The organism is Sulfurimonas aquatica, assembly GCF_017357825.1.
GTDB lineage: Bacteria > Campylobacterota > Campylobacteria > Campylobacterales > Sulfurimonadaceae > Sulfurimonas > Sulfurimonas aquatica.
The window spans coordinates 2,108,533-2,123,056 of sequence record NZ_CP046072.1; the positions used below are offsets into that span (position 1 = coordinate 2,108,533).

Genomic DNA, 14,524 nt, shown 5'->3' on the forward strand with positions numbered 1-14,524 from the left:
CTTATTGTGGGCTTTAATAAAAAATGTGTTAAGCGTCTTTAATCTCAACAGCATATGCTTTATTAGATAAAGGCACAGCTGGACGCTTAATGTGTTGTGGACGACGTAATTTGTCACCAGTCTGAAGTGGACGAGTTAACGTATCTCTCCATGATTGGAAAACTTTCATATTGTTTTCATAGTTAACAACGATGTCACCAATCTTATCATCAGCTTTCGCTTTTTCGATGATAACTTTTTGGTGCCATGCATGGTTACCTGCAATTGGATCTGGATGTGAAGGAGCTACAGCATTTTGCCATGAACCACTAAGACCATCCCACCAGATATTGTCAAGATCTTTATTGTACTCTTTAAACTGCCATACATCATGACGAGGTGTAATTCCACCAGCTGGCTTAAGTGTACCAACCTTACCATCATTTGTCATGTCATATAGAGGTGAACCAACACCCATGATACCAAGAGCATGCTCAAACCCTGGAACATTAACAGAATTTTTAAGTTTCCAACGACCAGCATGGTGTGAACAAGCAAGAACACCAGGACGAGTACCTTCAGTAGGTACAGCCATAGCTACAAAGTAACCACTCTCTAGTCCAGAAACAGTATCTGTAATTCTTACTCTAATAGCATCACCACGTTTAAGACCTAACTTCTCAGCATCTTTAGTGTAAATCCAAACTGGATTATGATTCTGTGAAATCTCCATAAGGTGTTTAGAGTTAACAGAACGAGTATGAATATTATACGGTAATCTAAATACTGTGTTTAGTGCAAACTCATTCTCTGCATGCATCATACTATGGTGAACATGAGTTACGATATGCTCCATTTTCTTGTACTCGCTCGGATTACGAGGATAAATAGGAATAGCATACTCTGGCCATTTCCATTCAGAGAACCACTCAGAGAAAAACTCTAGTTTTTTACTTAAAGTATGGAAACCTGCAAGTACTTTATCATCTTTAACAAGACCAATAGAGTGCTTACGTCCATCATGTTCTACCCATAATGCACCAAACTCATCTTTTTTAACATGATGTCTATCATATTTTTTACCATGAGCATATACATAATCACGATCAACTTTTAACTCATCTTCTTGAGGTTTGTAAACATTTTCCTCTTCAGTCCAAGATCCAAAGTCTCTCATGTAGCTATAAACTGGGAATTCTTCATCTTTATAAATTTCATTAGCTTTAGCAGTAAGTTTAGGTAAAAGGCTAAACGCCGCATCAAAATACTCAGGTACAGTAAATGCACGTGAAGGATCTTTTTTAGATGCCCAGTACTTACGAATACCTAAGCTACCATCAGGATCAATGTGATGAACCATAATATTTGCCCAGAATTCAGTCTCTTCCCAGATTTCTCCAAGACCATATTTCATGTGTGCTTCTAGTGTAGCACGAGTTGGATCTTTAGCTTTCCATCCCATTTTCTCAGCTGCAACTCTAAGAACCGCTTGACGGAACTCAGTACGTTTTTCAGGCTTAGAAGGAGTAGACTGTTGATCATTTCTCTCACCAGCAAGACCAGTTGGTAAAATGTAGTCACAATACCAGTTAGTCTCACTCCAAGTAGGAGATAGGTTAAAAGATAATTCAATTTTATCTTCGCGTTTAAGTGCTTCTATCCATCTGAAACCATCTGGATTAATCCATACTGGATTGTACATACGAGGCATCCAAACTGCAAGTTTCTTAGGTATATTTAGACCTTTCTTAGTCCACTTATCTTGCCACTCTTCATCCATAAGAAGGTGAGGCATAATATGACTCATCTCATATGAAGATAGTGGATATTCTGGTGGCCAAGCGATTTCGTTCCAAACATCAACTTTTGGAGCTCTCTCACCTGCAACAGTAGCCTTATCACCTTTACCACCAACAGAAATTTCGTGCCAGTGGTGGAAACTTGTACCACCAACATCACCACGAAGTGCTCCACGAAGTACTAAAGACAAGAAACCAGCACGAGTAATCATCCAACCACCACGGTGTGCAATTGGACCTGAACGCCATAAGTAAGTAGCGATCTTATCACCAGCACCAATGTACATTTCCCATAATTGATCTAACTTATCTTCCATACCTTCAAGTTTACACTCTTTAACTACATACTCTTTTGTAAATGGAGCATATAGTTCTTGAATCATCTTGATAAAGTCTTCGTAAGTGTCACCTTTAGGCATCTCAGCAATATATCCATTTCCAACCATATGTTTTTCAATGTATTCTCTGTTTGCCATTAGGCGATCCCAGTTTACCCACTCTTTAACAAAGTCATGAGCAACTAGATCTTCACCATTTTTAGCTTTTTCGTTAAGAACACGATTTGCTAAGTATAGGTATAAAGCTGTTTCAGTACCTGGCCATGCAGGAATCCAAAGGTCAGCCATACCAGCTGAATTTGACATACGAGGATCAAGAACAACCATTTTAGCACCACGTTTACGTGCATCAGCGATTAAACCTGCTGATTGTTGGAAGTAGTGACCAGCATCTGCAGCATGTGATGATTGTAAGAAAATCAGATCAGCATTTGCCCAATCCGGAGAGTTTCTATCATCATTTGCCCACTGAATAGTACCTTGACGAGCACCAGCAGAACAGATATTTGTATGAGAGTTGTAACCATCAAGACCCATAGTATGTGGAACACGGTGACCAAAACCATTCTCATTTGGACGACCAACATGGTACATGATAGATTTTCTAGACATCTCATCACCAACTTTAAGAGTATCGTGCATTTTCTTACCGATAGCTCCCATAGCTTCATCCCATGTAGTACGAACCCATTTACCTTCACCACGTTTAGAACCTGGAGCTCTTTTTAATGGAAAAGGTATACGGTCTGGATCGTACATTTGAGAAAGTACTGCATAACCTTTAGCACAGTTACGTCCACGTGAACCTGTACTAAATGGGTTACCCATATATTTCTTAACTGTAAAAGTCTCTTTATCAACCCATGCAGTAAGTCCACAACCTGCTTCACAGTTTGAACAAACTGTAGGAACAAGTGTGAAATTATTTACTTTAATACCATCTGGATTTTCAGCAGACTCTACACCATGACGGTCAATACCACCACGCTTCCAATCATCTCCATCAAGCTCTGAGAAATTATCCCAATCAGCATGATCTGGATAAAAGTTTATTGAGTCTGGAGTATTTGTGAACTTACTCTCATTTACTGACTCAGCCGCTGCATCAGTTGCAAATACACCCTTAGCAATTGCTACACCAGCAACGCTAAATGCAGCACCTTTTAAAAATGTTCTTCTACTTTGTAAATACATTTAAATTCTCTCCTTAACTAAGTGGTAATAATTGTGGAATTATTAGCCATACATGTTTAACAATTGCTAAACCTACTATCGCTAATATTGAAGCAAGTTTCAGGATTGTTTCTGATTTACTTGAACGACTTAATACGATTAGTAACATTGGAAGTAAATAAGCTATCCACTGTCCTAACCAGAACATTACAGTATATGGACCATCATCTTTGATGTAACCTAAAACTACAGTTACCTCTTCAGCTTTCATTGGGCCAAAAATATACTCTGACATATAGATGATAAATGCCATTAATGCACTTAATCCAAGAACAACACCTAAAGACTTTTTAGCTTCATATGTTAATCTCTCGCCACCTATTAAAATCATAGTTGCAGAACCAGAAAGTAGTGCAGCTAAAATCATTTGTGCAGATTCAGTTGGCATTTGCCATAACTCACGAGCTGTAGCTTGTGCCATAAGACCAGCAGTATAAAGTGTAACCGGAATAGCTAATATAGTTGTCCAAAGTAATACTTTGTCATAAACTACATCATTCTTCTTCCAAGCTAGGAATACTAATAGAGTCAGTAGACCTAAGAAACCAGATGCCATGATAGCACCAACAGTAATTGCAGAAGTTAAATGAGGATAGAAAAATATATGCCACATTCTAAATGGTTGATGTAAATCAGCTAGTGTAAATAGTAAGAATATATTAATAAATACAAATGCTACTATTGCAGTTGTTAATCTTAAGTGTTTTGATGCATCTGGATGCGTTCTCAAAAGCATGAAAAGCATAAAAATAACACCAGTACCTATACTCTTCGCCCACATATTAACTGTAACTAACCAAGGCCAAACGATACCTGGTAGTGCAGCATCTAAAGTTACTACAGCATTTGTTGCTGCTAATGTTTCATGTACCATTAGTGGTGTCCTCCTACTGGAAGTGTTGTAATCTTATTAAATAAGTTATAACCTTCTTCTCTTCTTGATGCAAGAGGATTCAGGTGAGCTTGACTTGCTCCAACATAGTAGTGACGTGGGTTAGTTCCCTTTTCAGGTTTACGAACTTGAACATCAGTATGACGTTGGATATATTTAGAGATATCTGAAGCAGGATCTTCAACATCACCAAATATATTTGCTTCAACAGGACATGCAACAACACAAGCCGGCATCATAGATGAAGCAATACGGTGAGCACAATAAGTACACTTGTCAGCAGTTTGAGTCTCAGGGTCTATATAGATTGCTCCATAAGGACATGCCATAATACAACCAGCACAACCAATACAACGCTCTTTATCAATATTTACAATTCCATTATCAAGATAGTGAAGTGCAGATACTGGACAAATTCTCTCACAAGGAGCATTTTCACAGTGATTACATCTTAGAGGTGTAAAAGTTCTTTTAGTCTCTGGGAAAGTTCCCACATCCACATACTTAACGCGAAGTCTCCATGTACTCAGTGGAACTTCATTCTCCACTTTACATGCGATCTCACAACCTTTACATCCCATACATAGGTGTAAATCAACTAGGAAACCTAATTGCATATATTCTCCTTTGGCCGCTATTGGGCTTATTTATGTTTTATTACTACAACTTATTTTCTTTAAAAGAAACCCTAATACTTAAGGTAATCAGAGCTTTTTTAACTACGGTTATATTATCTAACTTACCTTAAGGGAGTTATAAATTTGTAATTTTATTTAGATATATTTTTGTTGATGTGTAATTTTGAGAGTAGAAAATTGAATTTATTTTACTAATAGAGTGTTTAAGTAAAAGATAAGTTAAGAGTAACTAAATCTCCTTAATTACTACTATAGCCTTAGATTAACTTATCTTAGACTATAAATTAGTTATTACTTAGTTAAACGCACTCTTACAGACTGTTCGTGGGCAGTAAGGCCTTCAGTATTCGCTATTAAAGCACACTCTTGACCTATCTCATTGATAGCCTTCTGACTAAATGAAATTATAGAACTCTTTTTCATAAAATCTTCAACACCAAGTGGCGAGTAAAATTTAGCTGTTCCACCTGTTGGAAGTGTATGATTTGGACCTGCAACATAGTCACCAATTGCTTCAGGAGTATTGTGCCCTAAAAATATTGCACCTGCATGTTTTATAAATGGAAGTAAATCAAATGGTGATACAGTTGCTACTTCTAAATGTTCTGGCGCGATGTCATTCATAAGTTTAATAGCTTCATCCATATCAGCTGTTACGATAATAGCACCGCGTTCTTCTATGGACTTTCTTGCTATCTCTTGGCGTGGAAGTTTAAGCAACCAATTTTCAAGTTCCACCTTCACTTCATCTGCTAACTTTTGAGATGGTGTTATTAGGATTGAACTTGCCATTTCATCATGTTCTGCTTGAGAGAGCAGGTCAATTGCTAAGTGGTTTGCATTAGCACTATCATCTGCTAAAATTCCTATTTCACTCGGTCCAGCAATCATGTCGATATTCACATCACCAAAAACCATCTTTTTTGCAGTTGCAACAAAAATATTCCCAGGTCCAGTGATAACGTCAACCTTAGGAATATTTTCAGTTCCATAAGCCATCGCAGCAATTGCACTTGCCCCTCCAACTTTAAAAACTTGAGTTACTCCACATAAGTGACAAGCGGCAAGTAAAAGTTCATTTGGTTCATTGTCTGGTGTTGGTGTACAAACAACAATATTTTCAACTCCTGCAACTTGAGCAGGAATAACATTCATAAGTAGTGATGATGGGTAAGCTGCTTTTCCACCTGGTATATAAAGTCCCGCACTATCAACAGCGGTTACTTTTTGGCCTAAAATAGTTCCATTTTCTTCTGTGTCAAACCATGATTTTGGTTTTTGTTTTTCATGATAAAGTTTAATTCTATCATATGCTAAATGTAGTGCAGACTTTAACTTTGTATCTAAATTATCGTATGCTTTACTCATCGACTCAGTAGATATTTTCAACTCATCATCTGAAGATGGCGTCCAGTTGTCAAATTTAGTGATGTGCTGTATAAGTGCAGCATTTTTTTGAGTTTTTATCTCTTCTATTATATTTCCAACTATAGCACTTACATGTGCTATGTCCATCTTACCACGACCTAAAAGTTCTTCAAACTTCTCACTAAAATCACTTGCGTTAGATTTTATAAACATCATATCTATTTTCCACTCTTTTTTATTTTATTAAAGTCCATCTTCACAATCTCTAGTGCTTTTAAAAAGTTCGTCTCATCCATTGCACCCATTAGAGGTTGATACATAGGATTTCCATCTGATTTTAAAAACCACATTGTTGGTGTGCCTGGTCTCCATAACTCTCTAGGCATTGCATCATTCTCATCACTATAAGCGATAATAGAGACAAAATCTTTGTTTAGAGAGTTTATAACATCTATATTTGAAAATGTAGTCTCTTCTAAAATTACACAATATTTACATGAGTGTCTTGAGTAAACAAAAAGAACTGGCTTGTTCTCTTTTTTTGCTTGAGAAATTCCTGAATCAAAATCTTTTGCCCAGTTTATTTTAACTGTACTCTCAGATGCTACAAGGGTAGTTACTAAGAGTAATAAAAAACTTATAATCAATTTATGCATATTTTTTCACCTTTTTAAGTAATTCTTTTGAGCACTCAGACGCACTCTTGTTTGTTACGTCCACAACTATATCTGCAAGTTTTAAGTATTCCGGTCGTCTAGCTTTATAAAGTTCTTTAGCTTTTTTTAAATCTTTCAAAAGAGGACGTTTCTTTAACTTTTTTGCTGCATTTGGATGCGCTTCTATTCTTTTAATAATTTCATCAAACGGAGAATCAAGTAGGACTATTATACCAATCTTTTTTAGATTTTTTTGCTTATAAAAACCTCCACCAGTTGATACAAGTGTATTTTTTACACTAGCTTCCAACCAGAGCGAAACATTTTTTTCTAAATTTCTAAAATACTCTTCACCATCTGTTTCGAAAATATTCTTAATTTTTCTATTTTCCATACTCTCTATGAGGTCATCAGTATCAATAGCAATATACTCAGATGATTTGATCACCTCTCTTGCCACACTTCCTTTACCAACACCCATAAAACCAATCAAGATAACATTTTTCATAAATATCTATCCCTACCCTATGTTAATTAAGTGCTATTATATATAAAGGGCACTTCTAAAAACCTTAGTATAAAGAATTTGCCACTTTGATTTAATAACTCAAGGTATAATAACTCTTTAAAAATATATCATAGGTTTAAATATGAAAAACAAAAAATTCATTACACTTGGATTTGCATCTGTAACATTATCTCTTGGTCTTCTGTTTAGCTCAAATCTTTTTGCTGAGAGTTCAAAACTAGTTCCCAAAGAGAGTGAAACATCAAGACTGCAATCTCTTGCAAAGTTTACTAAGGTAATTGGTATAGTTGAACAATACAATGTTGATGACATAACTATTGAAGAGCTAATGGACAAGGCACTTGATGGAATGATGCAAAATCTCGATGCTCATTCAAACTACTTGACTAAAAAAGATTATAAAAAGTTAAAAGTGCAAACAAGTGGTGAGTTTGGTGGGCTTGGTATCACTGTAGGAATGAAAGATGGAGCATTGACAGTCATATCCCCTATAGACGGTACTCCAGCAGATAAAGCAGGACTTCAATCTGGCGACATTATTTTAAAAATTGATGAGAAATCGACAATAAGTATGACTATAGATGAAGCAGTCTCTCTGATGAGAGGAAAAGTTGGTGATCCAATCGATGTAACAATAGTCAGAAAAGGTGAAATGAAACCACTAGTTATTCATATCGTCCGTGGTATTATTACTATAGAATCTGTTCATGTTAAAACAATTAATGATGATACTCTTTACATAAGAGTCGCAAGCTTTGATCAAAAAGTTGCAGCAGATGTTGCAAAAGAGATTAAAAAAAGAAAAGCTACTACTAAAGGCATTATTTTAGATTTAAGGAACAATCCTGGTGGACTCTTAGATCAAGCAGTCGACTTGGTTGACCTCTTTGTAGACAAAGGTGATATCGTATCTCAAAAAGGGCGTCAAGAGAGTGACGCGAAAACATTTACGGCGTCTTCTAGAGCGACTCTTACAAAAGTACCTATGGTTGTTCTTATAAATGGTGGAAGTGCTAGTGCTTCTGAAATTGTTAGTGGAGCACTTCAAGACCATAAACGAGCTGTTTTAGTAGGAGAGAACACTTTTGGAAAAGGAAGTGTTCAAGTAGTTCTACCTATAACAAACGATGAAGCTATTAAACTTACTATTGCAAGATACTATCTACCTAGTGGAAGAACCATCCAAGCCGTTGGAGTAAAACCAGATATTGAAGTTGCTCCAGGTGAAGTAAAAACTCGTAAAAATGAGTTTGCAATTAAAGAATCTGACTTAAAACAGCACCTTGAAGAAGAACTTGAAAAAGTTGATGGAAAAAAAGATGAAATAAAAGAAGATAAAAAAGAGAATAAAGATATAATTACGTCAGAAATGCTTACTAAAGATATTCAACTCAAAGAAGCTGTAGATATTATCAAAGCTCTTGTTATAATTAAAGGATAAATGTATGGAAAAAAGAGGACTCCTCTATGAAGGTAAAGCTAAAAAATTATTTTTAACAGATGATGAGAACTTAGTTATTTCAGAATTTAAAGATGATTTAACAGCGTTTAATGGTGAGAAAAAATCTAGTGAATCTGGAAAAGGTGCACTAAACAACAAGATTTCCACTGAGCTATTTAAGCTTTTAGAAGCTAATGGAATTCAGACTCACTTCGTAGAGATGTTAGATGATAATCATATGCTTCACAAAAAAGTTGATGTAATCTTAATAGAAGTTATAGTTCGTAATATTGCGACAGGTTCACTATCAAGAAATCTTGGAATAGAAGATGGAAAAGTTCTACCATTTACGCTTGTAGAGTTTGACTACAAAGATGATGCGCTAGGTGATCCAAAACTTAATGATCAGCATGCTCTTATTTTAGGCTTAGTAGATTATCAAGATGAACTAGATAAACTTCGTCGTATGGCTCGCCAAGTAAATGACATATTAAAGCCTTATTTTGCAGACAAGGGTCTTAATCTTGTTGACTTCAAGTTAGAGTTTGGTAAAGATTCAAATGGAAATATAATTCTTATTGATGAAATTTCACCTGATAATTGTCGTTTTTGGGATATAGAGAGTGGAGAGAAGATGGATAAAGATAGATTCCGTCAAGGTTTAGGTGGGTTAAAAGTAGCTTATGAGCAAGTATTACAAAGAATATTAGGAAATTAATAAATGAAAGCAATAGTAAATGTATCTTTAAAAACAGGTGTTTTAGACTCTCAAGGAAAAGCGGTGCATCATGCACTAGATTCTCTTCACTTCAGTGGTGTAAATGATGTGCGTGTAGGAAAACAGATAGTTTTACAACTAGATACTGAAGATAAGACACAAGCAATGAGTGATGTCCAAAAGATGTGTGAAGAACTTTTAGCTAACACAGTAATTGAAGATTATGAGATAGAGCTAGTTTAATGAAGGTTTCAATTTTACAATTTCCAGGAACAAACTGTGAATATGATACACAACATGCCTTTGAAAGCCTTGGAGCTACAACAGAGATAATATGGCATAAATCTGAGTCAATTCCTAGTGATACTAACCTTTTAGTTGTGGCTGGTGGTTTTTCTTATGGTGACTATCTTCGAAGTGGTGCTATAGCAAAGTTTTCTCCTGTTATGAAAGCTGTAACAGAGTATGCTAACAATGGTGGCAAAGTTTTGGGAATCTGTAATGGTTTTCAGGTTTTAACTGAAGCTGGTTTACTCCCTGGTGCACTTAAGCGCAATGATGGGCTTCACTTTATCTCTAAATATCATCATCTAAAAGTTGAAAATAACGACAATATATTTTTAGAAGAACTAAATAATGGAGATGTAGTTAATATCCCAATAGCTCATCATGATGGAAACTACTATATAAATGAAAGTGGACTTCAAGACTTAAAAGATAACAATCAAATTCTCTTAACCTACAGTGACAAACAAGGTAATACTTTAAACCCTAATGGAAGTGTAAATGCCATTGCTGGTGTTTGCAATAAAGAGAAAAATGTATTTGGCTTAATGCCCCATCCTGAGCGTGCAATGGAGATGATTCTTGGCTCAAACGATGGAGTAAATATGTTAAAAGGTTTCCTTCAATCGTGATAAAACTACTTTTTACTACTCTTCTTTTTATCACTTCATTATATGCAAATAAAGTAATCTACTTAAGTTATAGTGAAGCACCTCAAAGAGTAATAAAAGGTGAAATATTCCCTATAACACTAAAAGCCCTCTCAACTGTTAAAGATTTTGAGGACATTATTTATGACTTTTCAAATCATAGTGGCCTAAAACTCTTAACTTCAGAGCCACAAAGAGAGTATAAAGGTAAATATTTTTACGATACATTTTTCTTTATGAGTACCCAAAAGTGGGCTAAACTTCCTGATGTTACAGCTTCATTAGTCGCTTCTTTAGAGTATGATAGTAGTACAGTTATTGGTAAAGAGCTTAATGTAATCACGTTAAACCCAAAAAAGAATTTTTCTAATATTATTGCAAATAAACTCGAGTTAGTTGAGTACAAAACAACTAGTTACGATAATAAGCACAATATCATTATCTTTGTAGCATCTGGATTTAATACAGATATCTCTACAATGAATTTTGAAAATGTTTACAAACAGGGTGTTGAGTCAATAAGTCAATCCTACGATGAGTCACGTATAACCTATTTTGTGATAGTAGATAAAAAAATGGAAAACTTTGAGTTCTCATACTTTAATCTTGTAGACAATAGGTTTGAACTCATTCAAATTCCCATAATTGTTAATGATGACAGTGTAACAACACAAAGTGATTTAAAGCCAAAAGATCAATCACGAGAGAGATTGAAAATAAATATTGCAGCTGGAGTAGCAGTTGTAGCTTTTATTTTCATACTTTATAGAAGAAAATATATATATCTAATTATGATTCTCATTCCTTTAGTCTATATAGGATATTTATCAATTCCACAAAAAGATATATGCATAAAAAAAGGTGTGCAGATTCATCTTCTTCCAGTTTTAAATGGAACTATATTTGAGACCACATCTTCTAGATACACTCTCACAAAAGAGGGTTCAGTAAAAGGCTTTATAAAAGTAAAACTACAAAATGAAAAAATTGGATGGGTGAGAAATGAAGATACTTGCTCATATTAATTGGTTAATAGCTACCGCTATTATCTTTTTCTCTCTGGCTCTTTCCATCCTTATGTATCCAATCATGCCAAGGCCCTATTCTAGAAAAATAGCTGCATGGTTCATTCGTCTAACTATCTTTTTCTCCACAACAGTAAAAGGAGAAGAGGACCCTCAAGTGCAGATGTTTCTTATAAACCACCAGAGTGATTTAGACATTGGCGTTATGGAAACAATAACAAAAAAAGACCTAGCTTGGGTAGCGAAGAAAGCGCTTTTTGATGTTCCTTTTTTTGGTCTTGCCATGAGTTTACCAGAAGATATTGAAGTTGAACGCGAGAGTAAAACATCTCTAGTAAAACTACTTCGAGCAGCAAAAGACAGACTCGCAAAAAAACGAGTCATAACTATGTTTCCAGAAGGAACACGCTCTCGAACAGGAAGAATGCTTCCCTTTAAATCTGGAGCGAAAGTAATTGCAGATATGAATCAGCTAAAAGTACAACCCATTGTATTAGTTGAAACTGCTTCATGTTATGATATTAAACATTTTTTCTATATGCCAAAAGATATTAAAGTAGTTTATATGGATTCTTTTATAGCAGATAAAAATGATGAAAATTGGCTGAGTGACTTACGAATAAAAATGCAAAAGGTGTATGATGATGAGTTGGCAAGCAATAATAGCAATAGGTAGCGGTGGCTTTATTGGAGCGGTACTGCGTTCTTATTTAAATGGTCTTATCTCTCAGAGGGTCTCTCATATACTCCCTTTTGGAACACTCGGGGTAAACCTACTTGGTAGCTTTATAATGGGTTGTTTAATCGCTTACTTTATGCATACGACTATCTTCTCTGTACATATGAAATCATTTCTAACTACGGGAATTTTAGGTGCACTTACTACATACTCAACATTTGCTATGGAGAGTTTTTTACTTCTTCAAGGTGGTAACATAGTTTTAGCACTTACTAATATGTCTCTAAATCTTTTTGGAACTATTTTTATGGCTGGGAGTGGGTACTACCTTATTAACAATGTCGTTAAATTTTAACTATCTCGTCCGCACACCATCTTGCTAATTCAATATCATGTGTAATAAGTAGCATAGCCATACTATCTAAATGCTTAACCAGCATTCCCATAACCTCAAGCTGAATAACATTATCAAGAGCCGATGTTGGCTCGTCTAAAAGAAGTACATCAGGTTTCATAAGTATAGCACGTAGGATAGAAGCACGCTGAAGCTGTCCACCTGAGAGCTCATGTGGCAATTTCAAGAGTAGGCTCTTCTCAAGGTTTAAAATTAAGAGATATTTTTCTAACTCATCTGTAAGGGCTACATCTTCTATTTGATTTAAGAGTGTGTAGCTTGGATGAAAAGAGCTATATGGGTCCTGAAAAACTTGAGAATATGAACTTACTTTTATCTCTCCACTTAAAGGTTTTATATTTCCTAGAATAAGTTCAAAAAGTGTACTTTTGCCAGCTCCACTCTCTCCTACTATCGCTTTAATCTCACCTCTTTTTAAAGAGATATTAAAGTCTTTTAAAAGTAACTTATCCTTTGTAAAACCAAAAGATAAGTTTTTTACTTCTAAAAGAGTACTCAAATTCATTTCCTATGTTAATGCTAAATAGCTCTTAGTCAGCTCTTTGTAGAGATGGTCTGGCTTTATATCTGAATTTTCTTCCCAGATACGCTTCATTACAACATTGTCCTCTTCTCCATTCCAAACTTTTATATACGACCCATCTTTGTATCCGTTATCTTGACGGAACTGATTGAGTATGTTTTTGCCAACGTAGAGTCTATAAAGCGTCTCTAAGTCTAAACCGCTCATAACGACTAAATCAAAAAAGTCTGATATAAGCTCTTCAAGTTTTAACTCTTTTTTACTCAAAACTAAACGCATAATATTCTCTATTTTATCAATAACTTCATCTTGTGATGAAAAAGAGTCTGATTTTATATCTATTGTTGCGAAACTAGGAAGTTGTGAAATATTGATTCCTAAATCTTCTACACCACCTCTTAAGTTTTGTGAGTAGTTCTCAATAGCTAAGCTCATAATAAAATGCCATACATCAACAACTTCAATTTGATGATTATCCCAATCAGGCTCTTTATCAATGCTTTTCCAGTGCTTCCATGAAAAACTATCTACCATTTCAGCACACTCCATATATATACAGCGTCTCCAGTTAATAGTTTTATGGTTCTTTGTTATACCTTTTGTCCATTCATCTCCATTTGTTGCATCATTAAGTTGATTTTGAAGCTGTAACATAAGTAAAATCTTATCCATTTATATCCTTTGATTTTTTAGGCTTCTTGTAAAAAGAATTTATTTGCATATTTTATCTAATATGCTAGAATTCAACACTTAAAAAAGGTTATTTAATGAAAAGAGAATATGAAAAGAATTAATTGTAGAAAATGTGAGTACTATTTTGTAACATGGGAAGCAAATAAACCTCATGGCTGTAAAGCTTATGGTTTTAAATCTCCTCAGATTCCATCATTAGTAGTATTTCAAAGTAGTGGATCAGATTGTTCCATGTTTAAACAAAAAACTATGGCCAAATAATTTTTTTAGCAAAACCTAGTCGATTATCAGTCATTTTAAAACTATTCACCTCTATCTTCCAAAGCTTAGGCGAGAGTGCTTTAGCATATGGAAATCTTTTAAAATACTCTTTTTTAAATTTTTCATCTCGCAACTCTAAAAAAATACCCTTAAATTGAACACCTTGAATATTTCCTATCTCTTTAGTCTCTAAAAGGATATTACCTGCAATTTTTGGATTATTGTTTATATGGAGTATGTGTGTTGTTTCCATGCTACTTGCAACAACAAATGATTGACTCGATTCATCATAAACATAAAAGAGGCTACAAGAGCTTATCTCATCTTCATAAAACGTTGCAAGAGACATGACATGGTGTTCTTGAATAAAGGAGTGAATTCTAAAAAGACTATCCTTCATTA

At 34.9% G+C, this 14,524-nt stretch carries 17 protein-coding genes; 8 read left to right on the forward strand and 9 right to left on the reverse strand.

The genetic code is table 11. From position 1 onward, the window contains the following. Window positions 1–28: 28 nt before the first annotated feature. From GJV85_RS10010 to GJV85_RS10035, 6 genes are all read right to left on the reverse strand, one after another. The gene (locus GJV85_RS10010; protein WP_207561242.1) at window positions 29–3,310 is read right to left on the reverse strand and encodes a molybdopterin-dependent oxidoreductase; all 3,282 of its coding nucleotides are present in this window, start codon (window positions 3,308–3,310) and stop codon (window positions 29–31) included. A 13-nt stretch (window positions 3,311–3,323) separates the two neighbouring features. After that, complete coding sequence (gene nrfD / locus GJV85_RS10015; RefSeq protein ID WP_207561243.1) at window positions 3,324–4,223, reverse strand: NrfD/PsrC family molybdoenzyme membrane anchor subunit; 900 nt, start codon at window positions 4,221–4,223, stop codon at window positions 3,324–3,326. After that, window positions 4,223–4,858, reverse strand: coding sequence for a 4Fe-4S dicluster domain-containing protein (locus GJV85_RS10020; RefSeq protein WP_207561244.1), 636 nt, complete (start codon window positions 4,856–4,858; stop codon window positions 4,223–4,225). Before GJV85_RS10020 ends, nrfD begins: the two co-directional genes overlap by 1 nt. A 312-nt stretch (window positions 4,859–5,170) precedes the next feature. Further along, window positions 5,171–6,463, reverse strand: coding sequence for a histidinol dehydrogenase (gene hisD / locus GJV85_RS10025; RefSeq protein WP_207561245.1), 1,293 nt, complete (start codon window positions 6,461–6,463; stop codon window positions 5,171–5,173). 2 nt (window positions 6,464–6,465) lie between these two features. After that, entirely contained in the window at window positions 6,466–6,903 is a 438-nt protein-coding gene (locus GJV85_RS10030) for a thioredoxin family protein (RefSeq protein ID WP_207561246.1), read from the reverse strand. Next, window positions 6,896–7,411: a shikimate kinase gene (locus GJV85_RS10035; RefSeq protein WP_207561247.1), complete on the reverse strand. Its 516-nt coding sequence runs from the start codon at window positions 7,409–7,411 to the stop codon at window positions 6,896–6,898. The genes GJV85_RS10030 and GJV85_RS10035 overlap by 8 nt, the downstream gene beginning before the upstream one ends. 142 nt (window positions 7,412–7,553) lie before the next feature. Here GJV85_RS10035 and GJV85_RS10040 point away from each other — a divergent pair, with 142 nt between their 5' ends. Genes GJV85_RS10040 through crcB form a run of 7 tightly spaced genes read left to right on the forward strand, consistent with a single transcriptional unit; the run spans window position 7,554 to window position 12,585 of the window. Then, window positions 7,554–8,873 carry a S41 family peptidase gene (locus GJV85_RS10040; RefSeq protein ID WP_207561248.1) on the forward strand — a complete coding sequence of 440 codons (1,320 nt, stop codon included), beginning with the start codon at window positions 7,554–7,556 and terminating at the stop codon, window positions 8,871–8,873. A 4-nt stretch (window positions 8,874–8,877) separates the two neighbouring features. Further along, complete coding sequence (gene purC / locus GJV85_RS10045; RefSeq protein ID WP_207561249.1) at window positions 8,878–9,591, forward strand: phosphoribosylaminoimidazolesuccinocarboxamide synthase; 714 nt, start codon at window positions 8,878–8,880, stop codon at window positions 9,589–9,591. A gap of 3 nt (window positions 9,592–9,594) precedes the next feature. After that, a complete protein-coding gene (purS, locus tag GJV85_RS10050) occupies window positions 9,595–9,834 on the forward strand; it encodes a phosphoribosylformylglycinamidine synthase subunit PurS (RefSeq protein ID WP_207561250.1) in 240 nt (79 codons plus the stop codon). Beyond that, the gene (gene purQ / locus GJV85_RS10055; RefSeq protein ID WP_207561251.1) at window positions 9,834–10,508 is read left to right on the forward strand and encodes a phosphoribosylformylglycinamidine synthase I; all 675 of its coding nucleotides are present in this window, start codon (window positions 9,834–9,836) and stop codon (window positions 10,506–10,508) included. Before purS ends, purQ begins: the two co-directional genes overlap by 1 nt. Beyond that, window positions 10,505–11,551, forward strand: a complete 1,047-nt coding sequence (locus tag GJV85_RS10060; protein WP_207561252.1) for a hypothetical protein — start codon at window positions 10,505–10,507, stop codon at window positions 11,549–11,551. Before purQ ends, GJV85_RS10060 begins: the two co-directional genes overlap by 4 nt. Next, window positions 11,529–12,227 (forward strand): lysophospholipid acyltransferase family protein, encoded by a 699-nt coding sequence (locus GJV85_RS10065; RefSeq protein WP_207561253.1) that lies wholly within the window; start codon window positions 11,529–11,531, stop codon window positions 12,225–12,227. Before GJV85_RS10060 ends, GJV85_RS10065 begins: the two co-directional genes overlap by 23 nt. Beyond that, the gene (crcB, locus tag GJV85_RS10070) at window positions 12,196–12,585 is read left to right on the forward strand and encodes a fluoride efflux transporter CrcB (RefSeq protein ID WP_207561254.1); all 390 of its coding nucleotides are present in this window, start codon (window positions 12,196–12,198) and stop codon (window positions 12,583–12,585) included. The genes GJV85_RS10065 and crcB overlap by 32 nt, the downstream gene beginning before the upstream one ends. Here the strand turns inward: crcB and GJV85_RS10075 are convergent. Together GJV85_RS10075 and GJV85_RS10080 are read right to left on the reverse strand one after the other, a co-directional pair. After that, the gene (locus tag GJV85_RS10075; RefSeq protein WP_207561255.1) at window positions 12,575–13,150 is read right to left on the reverse strand and encodes an ATP-binding cassette domain-containing protein; all 576 of its coding nucleotides are present in this window, start codon (window positions 13,148–13,150) and stop codon (window positions 12,575–12,577) included. The two genes, crcB and GJV85_RS10075, sit on opposite strands and share 11 nt — an antisense overlap. Window positions 13,151–13,153: 3 nt before the next feature. Then, the gene (locus GJV85_RS10080) at window positions 13,154–13,840 is read right to left on the reverse strand and encodes a dUTP diphosphatase (protein ID WP_207561256.1); all 687 of its coding nucleotides are present in this window, start codon (window positions 13,838–13,840) and stop codon (window positions 13,154–13,156) included. Window positions 13,841–13,948: 108 nt separating this feature from the next. Here GJV85_RS10080 and GJV85_RS10085 point away from each other — a divergent pair, with 108 nt between their 5' ends. Next, window positions 13,949–14,122 (forward strand): uracil-DNA glycosylase, encoded by a 174-nt coding sequence (locus tag GJV85_RS10085; RefSeq protein ID WP_207561257.1) that lies wholly within the window; start codon window positions 13,949–13,951, stop codon window positions 14,120–14,122. Here the strand turns inward: GJV85_RS10085 and GJV85_RS10090 are convergent. After that, on the reverse strand, window positions 14,109–14,522 hold the full coding sequence (locus GJV85_RS10090) for a PNPOx family protein (RefSeq protein WP_207561258.1): 414 nt from the start codon (window positions 14,520–14,522) through the stop codon (window positions 14,109–14,111). The genes GJV85_RS10085 and GJV85_RS10090 overlap by 14 nt on opposite strands. Window positions 14,523–14,524: the final 2 nt, after the last annotated feature.